The sequence below is a fragment of the Streptomyces sp. NBC_01390 genome (assembly GCF_045040105.1).
In the GTDB taxonomy this organism is placed as follows: Bacteria; Actinomycetota; Actinomycetes; order Streptomycetales; family Streptomycetaceae; genus Streptomyces.
Map to the genome: position 1 here is coordinate 3,788,188 of NZ_CP109551.1, position 16,284 is coordinate 3,804,471.

The window sequence follows — 16,284 nt, forward strand, 5'->3', positions numbered from 1 at the left end:
TTCAGGGGCGCGGGGAACTGCGCGACAAGCCACGACGAACCCGCACCCGAACGGTCAGCGCTCAGCCTTGGTCTTGTACCCCCTGCCCCACTGCAACCCCCACCCGTACAACCGATCAAGCTCTGCCTGGAACCCGTAGACGAACTTGACCTCCCGCTGGACGATCAACTCGTTCTTCACGTTCTCGATCAACACCACCGCACACGACCGTGCCTGCGAGTGCCGCTCGTCGAGGCCTATCTCGATCCGCGGCCCGTTGCTCGGGTAGAGCGTCACGATCGCGTGGGTCCGGTCGAACGCAGGTGTCTGGTCGTAGATGTACACGAACACCAGCAGCCGCTTGATCTCGTCCCGGTGATCAAGATTGACGTACGCCGTCTCGCCGGACGCCGACCCGAACCGGTCGTCGCCGCTGAGCTTGACGTAGGGCGGCACGTTCGTCTCGCCCAGGAACCCGCCCAGGGGCTGTACGACGCCCTTGGTGCCGTCGGTCAGCTCGTACAGGATGCCCAGGTCGAGGTCGACGTTCACCATGCTCTGGGTGTGGCCCTTGACCTCCTCCGGCCGCAGGGCCTGGAAGGGGTGCCGCCACAGGCTCTGCCGCTTCGGGCCGCCGATGTCAGACGTACGCATCCGCCAGGACAGGTTGATGCGCAGATGGCCGGTCGCCGCGCCCTGCCTGGTGAGCGAGACCCGCTGGTGCCGCTTGGTCAGCTCGATGGAGTTGCTCGCTGCGCTGCCGGCGTCGAAGTCCGTCGTACGGCCGCGCCACAGGTCGTCCCAGAAACTCATCCCGTCCCCACCCGTCCCACCCGTCCAGTCCCCGCACATTCGTCCAGGCCGTCAGCCGCCTGTCCGCCGCCCACAGAGCAGCGGGACGGCCGACGAGGACGATTCCTCGTAGCCGCCCCGCTCAGAGCGTTCCTCACACCGGAGGTTGTCACACCCCGGACGAGACCTCAGTCTTGTCGTCCGAGGCCGTCGCTTTTCCCTCGGCCGCCGCCAGTTTGGTGTTGCGGCGCACGGAGGACCAGAAGGACCAGGCGATCAGGACCACGCCCACCAGGCCGGTGATGACCTCGTGGATCTGGTACTGGATGGTGACGAGCAGGATGACGGACAGGGCGCCGATCGCGTAGTGCGCGCCGTGCTCCAGGTAGACGTAGTCGTCGAGGGTGCCCTGACGGACGAGGTAGACCGTCAGCGAACGGACGTACATCGCGCCGATACCGAGGCCCAGGGCCATCAGCACGATGTCGTTGGTGATGGCGAACGCGCCGATGACACCGTCGAAGGAGAAGGACGCGTCCAGCACTTCGAGGTAGAGGAACATGAAGAACGCGGCCTGGCCGGCGAGGACGATGGCCGGCTTCTTCTTGCCGGTGCGTTCGGCCTCTTCCTCCTCCTCGTGCTCGCGCTCCTCCTCTTCCTCGAGCCGGTCCTCGAAGTAGCCGGAGAGCCCGCCGACGACCATGTACGTGATCAGACCGGCGATGCCGGAGATGAGGACCGTCTGCGCCTTGTCGACGTGGGCGCCACCGTGCTGGTGGGCGTTGGTCGCGAAGGTCATGGCGGAGATCATGAGCACGATGAGGGCGATGCAGACCGACAGCATGTCGACCTTGCCGAGCTTGGCGAGCGGGCGTTCCAGCCAGCCGAGCCACTTGATGTCCCGGTCCTCGAAGATGAAGTCGAGGAAGATCATCAACAGGAACATGCCACCGAAGGCGGCGATCGCCGGGTGGGCGTCGGTGACCAGTTGCTGGTACTGGTCCTTGTTGTTGAGCGCGAGGTCGACGGCGTCGATCGGACCGATCTTGGCGCTGATGGCCACGATGACGACGGGGAAGACGAGTCGCATACCGAAGACGGCGATGAGGACACCGACGGTGAGGAAGATCTTCTGCCAGAAGGCACTCATCTTCTTCAGGATGCCGGCGTTGACCACAGCGTTGTCGAAGGACAGCGAGATCTCGAGGATGGTGAGGATCGCCACGATCCCGAAGCCGGTCCACCCCCCGTAGAGGACGGCGGCGACCAGGCCGAGCGCGGTGACCGCGAACGACCAGCCGAAGGTTTTCAGAATCACTGGCTACCCAATCGTGTGTTTACGGGTCTCCCCCGCTGCCGTACCCGGCTTTACGAAACGTTGACTCCGAAGTCTAGAGCGATGCCCCGGAGACCCGACGCGTACCCCTGACCAACTGCACGGAACTTCCACTCGCCCTGATAGCGGTACAACTCTCCGAAGATCATGGCGGTCTCCGTCGAGGCGTCCTCGCTCAGGTCGTAGCGCGCCAGTTCCTGGCCGTCGGCCTGGTTGACGACCCGGATGAAGGCGTTGCTGACCTGGCCGAAGGTCTGGCCGCGGTTGTCCGCGTCATGGATCGAGACCGGAAAGATGATCTTGTCGCAGTCGGCCCGCACCTTGGGGAGGTCGACGATCAGCGACTCGTCGTCACCTTCACCCTCACCGGTGAGGTTGTCGCCAGTGTGTTCGACCGAGCCGTCGGGGCTCTTGAGCTGGTTGTAGAAGACGAACCACTCGTCGCCCAGCACCCGCCCGCCCCCGCACAGCAGCGCGCTGGCGTCGAGGTCGAAGGGTGCGCCGGTGGTGGAACGCGCGTCCCAGCCGAGCCCGACCAACACCTGGGTGAGGTTCGGTGCGGCTTTGGAGAGGGAGACATTGCCCCCCTTGGCAAGCGTGACGCCCATGCTGCTGGTCCTCCCCGAGGTCATGCGGAACAGATGTGCCGAGCGCGTCCGGCGCCGCACCAGGAGTGCGACGCCGGACGAGGGAACCGGAAGGAGTCCGGCTCAGACGTTCACGCCGAAGTCCTGCGCGATGCCGCGCAGGCCGGACGCGTAACCCTGGCCGATGGCGCGGAACTTCCACTCCGCGCCGTGCCGGTAGAGCTCGCCGAAGACCATGGCGGTCTCCGTCGAGGCGTCCTCGGAGAGGTCGTAGCGCGCGATCTCCGCCTCGCCCGCCTGGTTCACCACGCGGATGAACGCGTTGCGCACCTGGCCGAAGGACTGCTGACGGTTCTCGGCGTCGTAGATCGAGACCGGGAACACGATCTTGTCGACGTCGGCCGGGACCGCCGCGAGGTTGACCTTGATCTGCTCGTCGTCGCCCTCGCCCTCACCGGTGATGTTGTCGCCGGTGTGCTCGACCGAGCCGTCAGGGCTCTTGAGGTTGTTGAAGAACACGAAGTTGGCGTCGGAACTGACCTTGCCCTCCGTGTTCGTCAGGATGGCGCTGGCGTCGAGGTCGAAGTCGGTGCCCGTCGTGGAACGGGCGTCCCACCCCAGACCGACGATGACCGCGGTGAGGCCGGGGGCCTCCTTGGTCAGCGATACGTTGCCGCCCTTGCTGAGGCTGACTCCCACGAGTCCTCCATTGGTGTCTCGTCTGCCGTCCAGGGGCGGTGTGCCCCGTCGTGCGCCTGTATCGGATCAACGTGTCGATCCTAGTAACGGGTTCCCGACCCTCGCAGGGCTTGGAACCGAAGAATCACAGGGTGTCGAGGGCCTTCACGTACTCGTTCAGGTCACGCGCGTCCGGCAGTCCGTTGACGACGGTCCACCGCACGACGCCCTCCTTGTCGATGATGAAGGTCCCACGCACCGCACAACCCTTGTCCTCGTCGAAGACGCCGTACGCGCGCGAAATGTTGCCGTGCGGCCAGAAGTCGGACAGGAGGGGGTATTCGAGGCCCTCCTGCTCGCCGAAGACGCGCAGGGTGTGGATGGAGTCGTTGGAGACCGCGAGCACCTGGGTGTCCCGGTCGGAGAACCTCGGCAGGTTGTCCCGCAGGTCGCACAGCTCGCCGGTGCACACGCCGGTGAAGGCGAAGGGGTAGAAGAGCAGCACCACGTTCTTCGCGCCACGAAAGTCCGAGAGCCGCACGGTGGCGCCGTGGTTGTCCTTGAGCTCGAAGTCCGGGGCCTTGTCGCCGACCTCGATCGCCATGATCCTGCATCCCTTCGGTGGGCTGTTCGGGTGAGGACACCCTAGTGAGCACCGACCGCAGGGCGATATGCAGCCCGACCGGCGTTTGAGGACGAGGCCCGTTCAGGGCCGAAGCGGGGATCTGGGGGCGGCAGCCCCAGCAGACGCCCGCTTCGGCCCACGGTCACTGATTACTTACTTCTTCGACTTCGCCGCCTTGGGCGTGGCCAGCCGACTGCCACTCCAGTCCTTGCCCACGCTGACGCTCTTGGTCGCCGACAGACCCGCCGTCGTCGCGGCTTCAGAGATGTCGCTCGGCTCGACGTAGCCGTCACGGCCCGTCTTCGGCGTGAGGAGCAGAATGGCGCCGCCTTCTTCGATGTAGGTGGTGGCGTCCACCAGCGCATCGGTCAGGTCGCCGTCCTCGTCGCGGAACCAGAGCACCACGGCATCTGCGACGTCGTCGTACTCCTCGTCAACGAGATCGCTGCCGATGACTTCCTCAATGGCCTCGCGGAGCTCCTGGTCGACGTCGTCGTCGTAGCCGATCTCCTGGACCACCTGCTCGGGCTGGAACCCCAGCCTTGCGGCAGGGTTAGTCCGCTCCTCCGCGTGGTCCGCGGTCGCGCTCACGGGTTGCCTCCTGATCATGTTTCGAGAAATGTGCAGCCACGCGCGTGCGCGAAGCATTGGCCGTAGTCCACACGGGCGGGACGGATCGCGCAAGTACCCGGCCGTCGAGACCGCCGAAACGGTGACGATCCTGGCGGTGTCGCCGCAACTGCTGACAGCGGTTCCCGGGAACTAGTGACGCGCACCACACCATTCTGCCCGCTTTGCGGTTTTGCTGCTCCCGAGTGACTCCCGAACCTCTCACACATGCGTGCTAGATCCGAATCGCTTTACGGAACACGTCACGGACTGGGCGTATCGTTGCGATTTGGCTGCGGACACCCTAGCCCCGGCGATCTCCACCGGGGCTACTTCTGAGTAGAGGTGACGTACCCGGCCTCGGGGTACACGATGGGGCCAGTGCATTCGCAGCCCCGGAGCAGGCCCACAGCGTGCCCCGGAACAAGCCCTCCGAGAGCGAAGGAACAGCGTGGCTTCCGGATCAGATCGCAACCCGATCATCATTGGCGGCCTTCCGAGTCAGGTCCCTGACTTCGATCCCGAAGAAACCCAGGAATGGCTCGACTCCCTCGACGCCGCTGTTGACGAGCGCGGCCGGGAGCGGGCCCGCTATCTGATGCTGCGGCTGATCGAGCGAGCCCGCGAGAAGCGCGTGGCCGTGCCCGAGATGCGGAGCACGGACTACGTCAACACGATCGCGACGAAGGACGAGCCCTTCTTCCCCGGCAACGAGGAGATCGAGCGCCGCATCCTGAACGCGACCCGCTGGAACGCGGCCGTGATGGTGTCGCGCGCCCAGCGGCCCGGGATCGGCGTCGGCGGCCACATCGCGACCTTCGCCTCCTCCGCCTCCCTCTACGACGTGGGCTTCAACCACTTCTTCCGGGGCAAGGACGAGGGCGACGGCGGCGACCAGATCTTCTTCCAGGGCCACGCCTCCCCCGGCATCTACGCCCGCGCCTTCCTTCTCGACCGGCTCAGCGAGCAGCAGCTCGACGCTTTCCGCCAGGAGAAGTCGAAGGCGCCGTACGGCCTGTCCTCGTACCCGCACCCGCGGCTGATGCCGGACTTCTGGGAGTTCCCGACCGTCTCGATGGGCCTCGGCCCGCTCGGCGCGATCTTCCAGGCGCGGATGAACCGCTACATGGAGGCGCGCGGGATCGCGGACACCTCCAAGTCGCACGTGTGGGCGTTCCTCGGTGACGGCGAGATGGACGAGCCGGAGTCGCTCGGCCAGCTGTCGATCGCCGCGCGCGAGGGCCTCGACAACCTGACCTTCGTCGTCAACTGCAACCTCCAGCGGCTCGACGGCCCGGTGCGCGGCAACGGCAAGATCATCCAGGAGCTGGAGTCGCAGTTCCGGGGCGCCGGCTGGAACGTGGTCAAGCTGGTCTGGGACCGCAGCTGGGACCCGCTGCTCGCGCAGGACCGGGACGGCGTGCTCGTCAACAAGATGAACACGACCCCCGACGGGCAGTTCCAGACGTACGCCACCGAGACGGGCTCGTACATCCGCGACCACTTCTTCGGTGACGACTCCCGGCTGCGCGCGATGGTCGAGAACATGACCGACGACCAGGTGCTGCACCTGGGCCGTGGTGGTCACGACCACCGGAAGATCTTCGCGGCGTTCGCGGCGGCCAAGGCGCACAAGGGCCAGCCGACCGTCATCCTCGCCAAGACGGTCAAGGGCTGGACGCTCGGGCCCAACTTCGAGGGCCGCAACGCCACGCACCAGATGAAGAAGCTGACGGCCGCCGACCTCAAGGGCTTCCGCGACCGGCTCCACCTGCCGATCTCCGACAAGGAGCTGGAGGGCGGGGCGCCGCCGTACTTCCACCCGGGCCGGAACTCGGAAGAGATCCAGTACATGCACGACCGCCGCAACTCGCTCGGCGGTTACGTCCCGACCCGCGTCGTGCGCGCCAAGCCGTTGCCGCTGCCGCCGGAGAAGACGTACGCGAGTGTGAAGAAGGGTTCGGGTCAGCAGTCGATCGCCACCACCATGGCGTTTGTCCGACTGCTCAAGGACCTCATGCGGGACAAGGAGATCGGCAAGCGTTTCGTGCTGATCGCGCCGGACGAGTACCGCACGTTCGGCATGGACTCGTTCTTCCCGAGCGCGAAGATCTACAACCCGCTCGGCCAGCAGTACGAGTCGGTCGACCGTGAGCTGCTCCTCGCGTACAAGGAGTCGCCGACCGGCCAGATGCTGCACGACGGCATCTCGGAGGCGGGCTGCACCGCCTCGCTGATCGCGGCGGGTTCGGCGTACGCCACGCACGGCGAGCCGTTGATCCCCGTCTACGTCTTCTACTCGATGTTCGGTTTCCAGCGCACCGGTGACCAGTTCTGGCAGATGGCCGACCAGTTGGCGCGCGGTTTCGTGCTGGGCGCGACCGCCGGCCGTACGACGCTGACCGGTGAGGGTCTGCAGCACGCCGACGGCCACTCGCAGCTGCTCGCCTCGACGAACCCGGGCTGTGTGGCGTACGACCCGGCGTACTCGTACGAGATCGCGTACATCGTGCAGGACGGGCTGCGCCGGATGTACGGCGAGACCGCCGACGGCAAGGTGGGTGAGGACGTCTTCTACTACCTCACCGTCTACAACGAGCCGATCCAGCATCCGGCCGAGCCCGAGAACGTCGATGTCGACGGCATCCTCAAGGGCATCCACCGGGTGGGCGCGGGGACTTCGGGCTCCATCCCGGCCCAGGTCATCGCGTCCGGTGTCGCGGTGCCGTGGGCGCTGGAGGCGCAGCGGATGCTCGCCGAGGAGTGGAACGTACGGGCGGACGTCTGGTCGGCGACCTCCTGGAACGAGCTGCGGCGCGAGGCGGTCGCGGTGGAGCAGCACAACCTGCTGCACCCCGAGGAGGAGCAGCGCGTCCCCTATGTGACGCGGAAGCTCAGCTCGGCCGAGGGACCGTTCGTGGCCGTTTCCGACTGGATGCGTTCGGTTCCGGACCAGATCTCGCGCTGGGTGCCCGGGACGTACCAGTCGCTGGGCGCGGACGGCTTCGGCTTCGCGGACACGCGGGGTGCGGCCCGGCGCCACTTCCACATCGACGCGCAGTCGATCGTGGTGGCGGTGCTGACCGAGCTGGCCAAGGAGGGGAAGGTGGATCGCTCGGTGCTGAAGCAGGCGATCGATCGGTATCAGTTGCTTGACGTGGCGTCGGCGGATCCGGGTGCTGCGGGCGGCGACGCGTAGCGCTCCGCGGGTTGGGCGGGTTTTTCGTCTGCGGGTGCGATGTGGCTGGTCGCGCAGTTCCCCGCGCCCCCCAGGGGCGCCCCTGGGGGGCGGCCCTTTGGGGCGGCCCCCCAGGGCGCTTTGGCGCCCTTACGATGCGAGGTATGAAGGAAGCATCATCGGCGCAGGGGCGGTGGGAGCGGTATACCCAGCGGCCTCTGATGGGGCTCGCTGTGGTGTTCACCGTCGCCTATGCGGTGCCCATTGTGGACGATCCCGCCGGGCGGGGGGTGTCGATCGCCTGCACGGTTGCGGAGTGGACGGTGTGGGGTGCGTTCGCGGTCGACTATCTCGTCCGGATCGCGCTCGCCGACCGGCGCCGGGAGTACGTACGGCGGCACTGGCTTGACCTGTTCGCCGTGCTGCTGCCGCTGCTCCAGCCGCTGCGGCTGCTGCGGGTCGTCTCCACGCTGATGCTGGTGGGCCGGCGGGCCCAGATGGCGTCCCAGGTCCGGCTGACGACGTATGTCGGCGGGGCCGTGGTGGGCCTGCTGATGTTCGGTTCGCTGGCCGTGCTGTCGGTGGAACGCGCGTCCCCGGAAGGGAACATCCGCACGCTGGATGACGCCCTGTGGTGGTCGTTCACGACGATGACCACCGTGGGGTACGGGGACCACGCGCCGACGACCGGAATCGGCCGGATACTCGCGGTCGGACTGATGCTGTCCGGGATCGCGCTGCTCGGTCTCGTCACCGCGAACATCGCCGCCTGGTTCATCGCCCGGTTCGAGATGGACGACGTCGAGGAACGGCGCCAGACGGCGGCGATCACGGCGCTGACGGAAGAGGTGCGGGCGCTGCGGGCGGAGGTGGCCGCCCTGGCCGGCGCGAGGGAGCGGGTGGGTGAGGAACAGCCTCAGTGAGCTCGGCAGGGGCCCCTCATGTCGAGAGGCCCCTCGTGAGGCTGACCGTCAGAAGAAGCCGATCGTCGGGCCGGTGGCGCTCGCCAGCCAGATGACGGCCAGGAGGGTGTCGATCGCGCCGAGCACCACGGCCACCAGAGGCGGGATCGCGTGCGGGCCCTTCCATGTCCGGCCCATCGCCAGCCAGCCGCAGACGATGGCCACGGGGCCCAGGATGATGCCGAGGACGAAGAAGCCCGCGACGGCGCAGATGAGCCCGATGATTCCCAGAGTCGCGCTGTCGGGAGCGGAGCGCTGCCAGCTGCTGCCGCGTGAGCCGGGGTGCCTGCGGGTGGTGTGCTGCCGTCCGAAGGCCGCCATGATTCATCAACTCCCTGGAACTTGTCGGTAGTTCGTAGTTCGGGGTCGATGAGGCGGGTACCCCCGCCAGTTGGTTCTAGCCTTCCGGCTTTTCGGCGGGCCCGCCGGCGCGCTGTCCCCCTCCGGCAGCGCGCCGCGGCCCGGCCGTCCTCCTTCGTACTACCGACCATGTCGTAAAGACCATGTCGTGCGGAGGACTTGACTAACTGTGACCTGTCCCGTGGGCCGAAGGGGAGGAATCTTTAGGGGAGTCACCCTGATAGGGGAACTCCCCCGCGTCAGCCGTAGATATATGCGCGAAATATGCGGCTCAGATGTGCGCCGCGCCCGCGCCAGCCTCCGCGTTCTCGCCGCGCTTCGTCAGCAGCGCGACCAGGACGGCGACCACGGCCACGCCGGCCGCGACCAGACAGGCCAGGCTCATGCCGGAGATGAACGTGTCGTGGGCGACCTTCGTGATCTGGGCGACGACCGTCTCCGGCGTTCCCGGCGCCACCGGGGGCACACCGACCTGGACCGCCTCCGAGGCCTGGGCCTGCTGCTCCGCGGTGAGTTGGGGGAGGCCGGCGGCCGTCCAGTTGCCCGCGAGGTCGTTGTCGACCTTGGAGGCCATGACCGCACCCAGGACCGCCGTACCGAGGCTGCCGCCGATCTGCATCGCCGCCTGCTGGAGGCCGCCCGCGACGCCGGAGAGCTCCATGGGGGCGTTGCCGACGATGACCTCCGTCGCGCCGACCATGACCGGCGCGAGGCCGAGGCCGAGGAGGGCGAACCAGACCGACATGATGCCGCTGCCGGTGTCCGTCTCCAGCGTGGACATGCCGAACATGGCGATCGCCACGCAGGCCATACCGCCCGCGAGCGGGATGCGCGGGCCCGTCTTGCTGATCATGGCGCCGGCCAGGGGCGAGCCGACGATCATCATCCCGGTGAGCGGGAGCAGGTGCAGACCCGCGTCGATCGGGCTCATACCGTGCACGTTCTGCAGATAGAAGGTGACGAAGAAGAGGCCGCCCATGAAGGCGATGGCCATCAGGACCATCAGCACCACACCCGCCGACAGCGGGACCGAACGGAACAGGTTGAGCGGGATCAGCGGCTCCTTGACCCTCTGCTCCCAGAACGCGAAGAGCGCGAAGCCCGCCACCGACACCACCAGGAACAGCCAGGTCTTGCCGTCCCCCCAGCCCCACGCCGGGGCCTTGATGAGCGCCCACACCAGGCAGAACATCGCGCCGGAGAGCAGCGCGATACCGAGGAGGTCGAAGGAGCGCGGAGCGTTCTCCGCGCGGTGGTCGACCAGGATCACCAGGCCGATGACGAGGGCCAGGACACCCACCGGCACGTTGATGAAGAACACCGACTGCCAGCTGACGTGCTCCACGAGCAGTCCGCCCAGGATCGGGCCGCCCGCGGTGGACGCGCCGATGACCATGCCCCAGATGCCGATGGCCATGTTCAGCTTGTCGGCGGGGAACGTGGCCCGCAGCAGACCGAGTGCGGCCGGCATCAGCAGCGCGCCGAACAGCCCCTGGAACACCCGGAAGGTGACGACGAGCGCGATACTGCTGGACAGGCCGATGGCCGCCGACGCGGACGCGAAGCCGACGATGCCGATGAGGAAGGTCTGCCGGTGCCCGAACCGGTCGCCGAGCTTGCCCGCGGTGATCAGCGTGACCGCGAGCGCGAGGAAGTAACCGTTGGTGATCCACTGGACCTGCGCGAAACTCGCGCCCAGGTCCTTCTGGATGGCCGGGTTGGCGATGGCCACGATGGTGCCGTCCAGGGCCACCATCATGACCCCGACGGCCACGGATATCAGGGTCAGCCACGGGTGGCCGCGCAGTCCCTTGGCAGGCGTGGGGCCCGACGGGGAGACAGGTGCCTTGTCCCCCGGCCCGGTCGTCTCGATGGCGGTCTGACTAGTCATACGTCGAGGCTAGTGACAGCCACTGACAATTGACAAACGGGTTCACAAGTCGGTAACTGACAGGTCACTCACCGGGAAGACGGATGAACAGCAAAGAGGCCCGATCGTCATGAGCACCGCCGAAACCGAGGTGGGTCCGGCCTCCGGCCCCGGCCTGCGTGAGCTCAAGAAGCAGCGCACCCGCGACGCGCTGGTGCGCGCCGCCCTCACCCTTTTCACCAGCAAGGGGTACGAGCACACGACCGTCGACGAGATCGCCGAGGCGGTCGAGGTCTCGCAGCGCACCTTCTTCCGCTACTTCGCCGGCAAGGAGGACGCCGCCTTCGCCGTGCACCGCATCGCGGAGGCGCGCTTCATCCAGGCGGTACGCGAACGCCCGCCGCACGAGGCACCGCTGGAGGCGCTGCGCCAGGCCGTACTGGAGGGGTGGCCCACCATCCACGAGGCCGTGGAGTCCGTCGTACCGGCGGAGTTGCAGATGCGTATGTACCACCTGATCGAGTCGACCCCGATGCTGCTGGCCGCGCACATGCGCCGCTCGGCCGAGACGGAGGAGGCGGTGGCGCGACTGATCGCCGAGCGCGAGGGCGTCGACGTGGACGGCGACCTCCGGCCCCGGGTCGTGGTGGCCCTGTTCAGCGGGCTGATGCGACTGACGGAACGGCGGTGGGGCGCGGGCTCGGACATGAGCGTGGCGGCGATGCGCGACCTGACCGCCACCTACCTCGACGCGATGGGTCCGGCGCTGGCGGGGAACTGGCGTACGGAGTGATCGTGACGCCCCGTACGGGCATGCGCACGCAGGGCCATACCCCGCCTCGGTTATCGAAACGTGATCCCCGTCACTCGGTTAACGCGAGACCCTCTCGTTCTCCTAGTGTGTCCTTTCAGTGACTTCCTTCGACACCTCCCCGCAACTGAACGTCTGGCGCGCACTGCTCGCGCTGGCCGTGGTCTTCGTAATGCTGGCGACGACCGGCTGGACCGCGGTCCGCAGCCATCGCACGCCCTCGCCGCTCCAGGCGTCGCTCTCCGCGTGGGAGCACGGACGGATCGGCGGCCACGCGCTGCCCGACCCGGACGAGACGTCCGGCCGGCTGGGCCGGTTCTTCGCCTCGCTCAGCGACCACCAGCGCGACCGGCTCGTCCGGCGCTACCCGCTGGCGCTCGGCAACATGAACGGCGCTCCCGTCGCGCTGCGCTACCGCGCCAACCGCGTCGCGCTGTACACGGCCCGCGAGACCGAGCGCGTGCGCATGCACGACGACCGGCTCTCGCCCGTCGGCCAGTACGAGGCGGGGCGCCGTATGCACCGCTACGACGCCCTGCTGGAGCCCGGCCGCCAGATCCTCGCCTTCGACCCCGAGGGCTCGGGCCGGGTGGCCGAGGTCTTCGGCGACCTCGACAAGGCGCGGCGCGTCTCGGTCGTGGTCCCCGGCGTGGACACGGACCTCCTGACCTTCCAGCGCACCAACCGCAAGTACACGGCGCCCGTCGGCATGGCCTCGGCGCTGTACCGCGCGGAGTGGGAGGCAAGCCCCACGACCCGTACCGCCGTGATCGCCTGGGCCGACTACACCGCGCCCAACGGGCTCGGGATGGACGCGGCGACGGCGATGCGCGCCAACTCCGGCGCGCTGCGGCTGAACGCGCTGGTGCGCGGGCTGCCCGGCCGGGCATCGGTCGCGCTGTACTGCCACAGCTACGGCTCGGTGGTGTGCGGCGTCGCCGCGCCCGGCCTGCCGCGCCGGGTGACCGACATCGCGGTGGCCGGCAGCCCCGGTATGCGGGTCGAGAACTCCGCCCAACTGCACACCTCCGCCCGGGTGTGGGCGATGCGGGACGCCGACGACTGGATCCAGGACGTACCGCATCTGGAGGTCGGCGGCCTCGGACACGGCGCCGACCCGATGTCGTCGTCGTTCGGCGCCCGGGTGCTGTCCTCGCGGGGCGCGCGGGGGCACGGCGGCTATTTCGAGCCGGGTACGGAGAGTCTGGACAACTTCGCGGAGATCGGCGTCGGCGCGTACGACGCCGTGCTGTGTGCCGAACGGGATCAGAAGGATCAGCAGAACCGCAAGGATGACGTGTGTCTGAAGGGTTTGTCCGACGGGGCTATGTCCGGACGCGCGTAGAGGACGCAGAATTCACGGTGTGCCCGGGGAGGGGACTATGAAGCTCGCGCCACATACGATGAGCCGCATGGGTGACGTACTGGCCGGATTTCATGCCGCCTGGGAGTTCGAGTCCGACTCCGTGCTCATCCGCTTCGAACGGGGTCTCCGCACACCGAAGCTGTTCCAGGCGCTCGGCGAACGCCGTATCCCCCTGGAGGCGATCGCGGGGGTGACGCTGACCCCGGGCAAGCGGGGAACGGTGGTTCTGCGGGCCGAACCCCGCCCGGGCGCCGACCCGTTGATGGAGGCGGCCGACGGCCAGCTGAAGGAGGGCTGCGATCCGTACCGGCTGGTGCTGCCCGCCGAGCGGGAGACGCTCGCCGAGTACTACGCGGACGAGCTGCGGGCCCAGCTGACCGGGCAGGGACCTGCTGAAAGGTTCCTGGTGGACGCTCCCGAGGTGCCGCGGGCGTTCAAGGCGTACGACGCGAAGGCGTCCTTCGACGGACGGGCGGTGTCCTTCCGGTGGTTCTGGACGGGCGCGTCGTCGGCGAAGTGGAAGGCCGGCGACCAGACGTTCCCGGTCGCCGACCTGATCGGCGTGGAGTGGCGGTCGCCCGAGGTGTTCGAGGGCCATCTGCGACTGCTGAGGCGTACCGATTCTTCTGTCACGCCGGTCGACCAGGACCCCGCGTCGGTGGTGTTCGGGCTGGGGTACGGGCCGGTGCACGAGTCGTTGCCGTTCGCGGCGGCAGTGCTTTCCGCCGTCCGGCGTTCATCCGGGGGTTCGGCGGTGGGTGGTGTGAGCTCGGTTCGGCGTGCTCCGGCTGATGTGGCTGAACGGATTCGGCATCTCGGGGAGTTGCACTCGGCCGGGTTGGTTACGGATGAGGAGTTCTCGGCGAAGAAGGCTGAGTTGTTGGCGGAGTTGTAGGCGCCTATTGGGTGGGCGGGACCGGTGCGTTGGCGGGTGCGGGCTGGATGTGGCTGGTCGCGCAGTTCCCCGCGCCCCTAAAGGGCCGCTACTTCCTGCCTGCTGATGTGAAGGTCATGTCCGCGTAGCGGGTGCCTGTCACCTTGGCCGCTATGAGGTCCAGGGAGGCCAGTTCCTCCTCGGTCAGGGTGATGGTCGTCGCCTTCGTGTTCTCCTCCACCCTGGACCGCTTGCGGGTACCCGGGATCGGGACGACCGGGAGTTTGTGGGTGGTGGCCTGCTGCTGGACCCAGGCCAGGGCGATCTGGCCGAGAGAGGCGCCGTGGGCTTCGGCGACCGTCCTGATGGGAGCCAGCAGGGCGGCGTTCGCCGTGGCGTTGGTGCCCGTGAAGCGGGGCTGCGTGCGGCGGTAGTCGCCCTCGGTCAGTTCCTGGTCGGCGTCGGTGAAGGAGCCGGTCAGGAAGCCCCGGCCGAGCGGGGAGTACGGGACCAGGGTGACGCCCAGCTCGCGGGCCACCGGGACCACGTCCGCCTCGATGTCCCGGCTGAACAGGGACCACTCCGACTGGAGCGCGGCGATCGGATGCACGGCCTGGGCCGCGCGCAGCTCCGAGCCCGTGACCTCGCTCAGGCCCAGCTGCTTGACCTTGCCCTCGCGGACCAGGTCGGCCATGGCCCCGACCGACTCCTCGATCGGCACGTTCACATCGCGCCGGTGCATGTAGTAGAGGTCGATGACGTCGAGGTCCAGGCGCTTGAGGCTCGCCTCGACGGCCTGGCGTATGTAGGGCGCGTCGTTGCGGATGATCCGCCGGGTCGGCTCGTCCGGCGGGATCGCCAGGGCGAACTTCGTCGCGACGACGACCTCGTCCCGATGGGCCTTGAAGAACGGGGCCAGGAAACGTTCGTTCTCGCCGTCGGCGTAGGCGTCCGCCGTGTCGTAGAGGGTCACGCCGAGTTCGAGGGCGCGGTCCAGCGTGGCGCGGGCCTCGTCGGCGTCCGTGGGGCCGTACGCGAAGCTCATGCCCATGCAGCCGAGGCCCTGGACACCCACCTCGGGGCCGCCGGTGCCCAGCGTTGCCGTCGTGATCCTGCTGTCGTCGTTCGTCATCGAACCCTCTCCATCTGGCGGACGTCCTGACGGACATCCGCACCAACATCACGGACGTCACGGACAAGGCCCGCGTCCAGGTCCGCTTCCGCGTAGAAACTGATCTTGCGGTCGAGTACCGCGAGTGTGTCCTGGAGCTCGGCGATCCGGTCCAGGACGGCCCGGCGGGTCGATTCGAGCAGCTCGAACCGTTCGCCGTACGTGTGGTCGCCCTCGCGCACGAGTTCGGCGTACCGCACCATGTCCGCGACCGGCATACCGGTGAGCCGGAGCTTGCCGACGAGGTCGAGCCAGTCGAGGTCGCGGTTGCTGTAGCGGCGCTGGCCGGTGTGCGAACGGTCGATGTGCGGCATCAGCCCGATGCGCTCGTACCAGCGCAGGGTGTGCGCGGTCAGCCCGGTGAAGACGACGACCTCGCTGATCGTGTAGCGGTCCGCTCCGTCCGGCCGTCGGTCGGGCTGTCGCGGGCCCGCACAGCTGTCGGCCGTGGCGGGGACCGCGGGGGCAGTGGGGGTCGCCGTGGTGGGGTTTGGGGTCTCCAGCACCGTCATGACCCCCACGCTAAAACCTTGGAGTGCGCTCGAAGCAAGCGGATACCGCGATATTGCGGAGACTTGGCCGGTCCGGGCTCACTACCGTGCCGATCATGACTCTCGTACGCCGTGCCACGACAGAGGATGCCGGAGAGCTGCTCCGGCTGCGCCAGGTGATGATCGACTCGATGACCGGGGCGAACACGGATCCGGGCTGGCAGTCCGCGTCCCTCGCCACCGTGACCGCCCGGCTCGCCGAACCCGAGGGGGACTTCGCCGCGTTCGTCGTCGACCGTCCGGACCGGGCCGGCTCACTGGCGGCCCTGGCGGTGGGGACCGTCGAGTACCGGATCGGGCGGGCGGGCAATCCGCACGGGCGGATCGGCTACGTCTTCAGCGTCGCCACCGACCCGGACGCCCGCCGCCAGGGGTACGCGCGGGCCTGTATGGAGGCGTTGCTGGCCTGGTTCCGCGAGCAGGACGTGGGTCAGATCGACCTCACCGCGTCCGCCGACGCGGAGCCGCTGTACGCGTCGCTGGGCTTCGTCCGCCAACCCGACCCCTTCATGCGGCTGCGGCTCTGAGCCTCCTA

General features: G+C 68.1%; 16 protein-coding genes. 6 read left to right on the forward strand and 10 right to left on the reverse strand.

Annotated elements, in window-relative coordinates:
- Nucleotides 1-54: 54 nt before the first annotated feature.
- The 6 genes from OG241_RS16970 to OG241_RS16995 form a co-directional block, all read right to left on the reverse strand.
- Nucleotides 55-792: a Tellurium resistance gene (locus tag OG241_RS16970; RefSeq protein WP_319093159.1), complete on the reverse strand. Its 738-nt coding sequence runs from the start codon at nt 790-792 to the stop codon at nt 55-57.
- 148 nt (nt 793-940) lie between these two features.
- On the reverse strand, nt 941-2,089 hold the full coding sequence (locus OG241_RS16975) for a DUF475 domain-containing protein (RefSeq protein WP_405816261.1): 1,149 nt from the start codon (nt 2,087-2,089) through the stop codon (nt 941-943).
- 50 nt (nt 2,090-2,139) lie between these two features.
- Nucleotides 2,140-2,715, reverse strand: coding sequence for a TerD family protein (locus tag OG241_RS16980; protein ID WP_319093161.1), 576 nt, complete (start codon nt 2,713-2,715; stop codon nt 2,140-2,142).
- 102 nt (nt 2,716-2,817) lie between these two features.
- The gene (locus OG241_RS16985) at nt 2,818-3,393 is read right to left on the reverse strand and encodes a TerD family protein (protein WP_006382631.1); all 576 of its coding nucleotides are present in this window, start codon (nt 3,391-3,393) and stop codon (nt 2,818-2,820) included.
- Between the two features lie 124 nt (nt 3,394-3,517).
- A complete protein-coding gene (locus OG241_RS16990; protein ID WP_055524621.1) occupies nt 3,518-3,976 on the reverse strand; it encodes a peroxiredoxin in 459 nt (152 codons plus the stop codon).
- Nucleotides 3,977-4,150: 174 nt separating this feature from the next.
- Nucleotides 4,151-4,588, reverse strand: coding sequence for a DUF3052 domain-containing protein (locus tag OG241_RS16995; protein WP_235479451.1), 438 nt, complete (start codon nt 4,586-4,588; stop codon nt 4,151-4,153).
- Nucleotides 4,589-5,057: 469 nt separating this feature from the next.
- On the opposite strand from OG241_RS16995, the gene aceE reads away from it, so the two are divergent.
- Nucleotides 5,058-7,805, forward strand: coding sequence for a pyruvate dehydrogenase (acetyl-transferring), homodimeric type (aceE, locus tag OG241_RS17000; protein ID WP_405816264.1), 2,748 nt, complete (start codon nt 5,058-5,060; stop codon nt 7,803-7,805).
- A 143-nt stretch (nt 7,806-7,948) separates the two neighbouring features.
- Nucleotides 7,949-8,707, forward strand: coding sequence for a potassium channel family protein (locus OG241_RS17005; RefSeq protein ID WP_405816266.1), 759 nt, complete (start codon nt 7,949-7,951; stop codon nt 8,705-8,707).
- A gap of 48 nt (nt 8,708-8,755) precedes the next feature.
- Here the strand turns inward: OG241_RS17005 and OG241_RS17010 are convergent, their stop codons facing one another.
- Both OG241_RS17010 and OG241_RS17015 read right to left on the reverse strand, forming a co-directional pair.
- On the reverse strand, nt 8,756-9,067 hold the full coding sequence (locus OG241_RS17010) for a small hydrophobic protein (protein ID WP_405816267.1): 312 nt from the start codon (nt 9,065-9,067) through the stop codon (nt 8,756-8,758).
- 310 nt (nt 9,068-9,377) lie between these two features.
- Complete coding sequence (locus OG241_RS17015) at nt 9,378-10,997, reverse strand: MFS transporter (RefSeq protein ID WP_405816268.1); 1,620 nt, start codon at nt 10,995-10,997, stop codon at nt 9,378-9,380.
- Nucleotides 10,998-11,106: 109 nt separating this feature from the next.
- On the opposite strand from OG241_RS17015, the gene OG241_RS17020 reads away from it, so the two are divergent.
- The 3 genes from OG241_RS17020 (at nt 11,107) to OG241_RS17030 (ending at nt 14,048) form a co-directional block, all read left to right on the forward strand.
- On the forward strand, nt 11,107-11,769 hold the full coding sequence (locus OG241_RS17020; RefSeq protein ID WP_405816270.1) for a TetR family transcriptional regulator: 663 nt from the start codon (nt 11,107-11,109) through the stop codon (nt 11,767-11,769).
- A 118-nt stretch (nt 11,770-11,887) separates the two neighbouring features.
- Nucleotides 11,888-13,132, forward strand: a complete 1,245-nt coding sequence (locus OG241_RS17025; protein ID WP_405816272.1) for an alpha/beta hydrolase — start codon at nt 11,888-11,890, stop codon at nt 13,130-13,132.
- A 67-nt stretch (nt 13,133-13,199) separates the two neighbouring features.
- Nucleotides 13,200-14,048 carry a DUF4429 domain-containing protein gene (locus tag OG241_RS17030; protein WP_405816274.1) on the forward strand — a complete coding sequence of 283 codons (849 nt, stop codon included), beginning with the start codon at nt 13,200-13,202 and terminating at the stop codon, nt 14,046-14,048.
- Between the two features lie 88 nt (nt 14,049-14,136).
- Here OG241_RS17030 and OG241_RS17035 read toward each other — a convergent pair whose 3' ends face one another.
- The gene (locus OG241_RS17035; RefSeq protein ID WP_405816276.1) at nt 14,137-15,159 is read right to left on the reverse strand and encodes an aldo/keto reductase; all 1,023 of its coding nucleotides are present in this window, start codon (nt 15,157-15,159) and stop codon (nt 14,137-14,139) included.
- Nucleotides 15,156-15,710, reverse strand: coding sequence for a MerR family transcriptional regulator (locus tag OG241_RS17040; protein WP_405816278.1), 555 nt, complete (start codon nt 15,708-15,710; stop codon nt 15,156-15,158). The genes OG241_RS17035 and OG241_RS17040 overlap by 4 nt, the downstream gene beginning before the upstream one ends.
- Before the next feature lie 95 nt (nt 15,711-15,805).
- On the opposite strand from OG241_RS17040, the gene OG241_RS17045 reads away from it, so the two are divergent.
- Complete coding sequence (locus OG241_RS17045; RefSeq protein WP_405816280.1) at nt 15,806-16,276, forward strand: GNAT family N-acetyltransferase; 471 nt, start codon at nt 15,806-15,808, stop codon at nt 16,274-16,276.
- Nucleotides 16,277-16,284 lie beyond the last annotated feature (8 nt).

Coding starts and splice junctions, on each gene's coding strand:
- OG241_RS17005 (WP_405816266.1), top strand. CDS start 7,949: ATGAAGGAAGCATCATCGGCGCAGGGGCGGTGGGAGCGGTATACCCAG.
- OG241_RS17030 (WP_405816274.1), top strand. CDS start 13,200: ATGGGTGACGTACTGGCCGGATTTCATGCCGCCTGGGAGTTCGAGTCC.
- OG241_RS17015 (WP_405816268.1), bottom strand. CDS start 10,997: ATGACTAGTCAGACCGCCATCGAGACGACCGGGCCGGGGGACAAGGCA.
- OG241_RS17010 (WP_405816267.1), bottom strand. CDS start 9,067: ATGGCGGCCTTCGGACGGCAGCACACCACCCGCAGGCACCCCGGCTCA.
- OG241_RS17035 (WP_405816276.1), bottom strand. CDS start 15,159: ATGACGAACGACGACAGCAGGATCACGACGGCAACGCTGGGCACCGGC.
- OG241_RS16970 (WP_319093159.1), bottom strand. CDS start 792: ATGAGTTTCTGGGACGACCTGTGGCGCGGCCGTACGACGGACTTCGAC.
- OG241_RS16990 (WP_055524621.1), bottom strand. CDS start 3,976: ATGGCGATCGAGGTCGGCGACAAGGCCCCGGACTTCGAGCTCAAGGAC.
- OG241_RS17040 (WP_405816278.1), bottom strand. CDS start 15,710: ATGACGGTGCTGGAGACCCCAAACCCCACCACGGCGACCCCCACTGCC.
- OG241_RS17045 (WP_405816280.1), top strand. CDS start 15,806: ATGACTCTCGTACGCCGTGCCACGACAGAGGATGCCGGAGAGCTGCTC.
- OG241_RS17020 (WP_405816270.1), top strand. CDS start 11,107: ATGAGCACCGCCGAAACCGAGGTGGGTCCGGCCTCCGGCCCCGGCCTG.
- OG241_RS16980 (WP_319093161.1), bottom strand. CDS start 2,715: ATGGGCGTCACGCTTGCCAAGGGGGGCAATGTCTCCCTCTCCAAAGCC.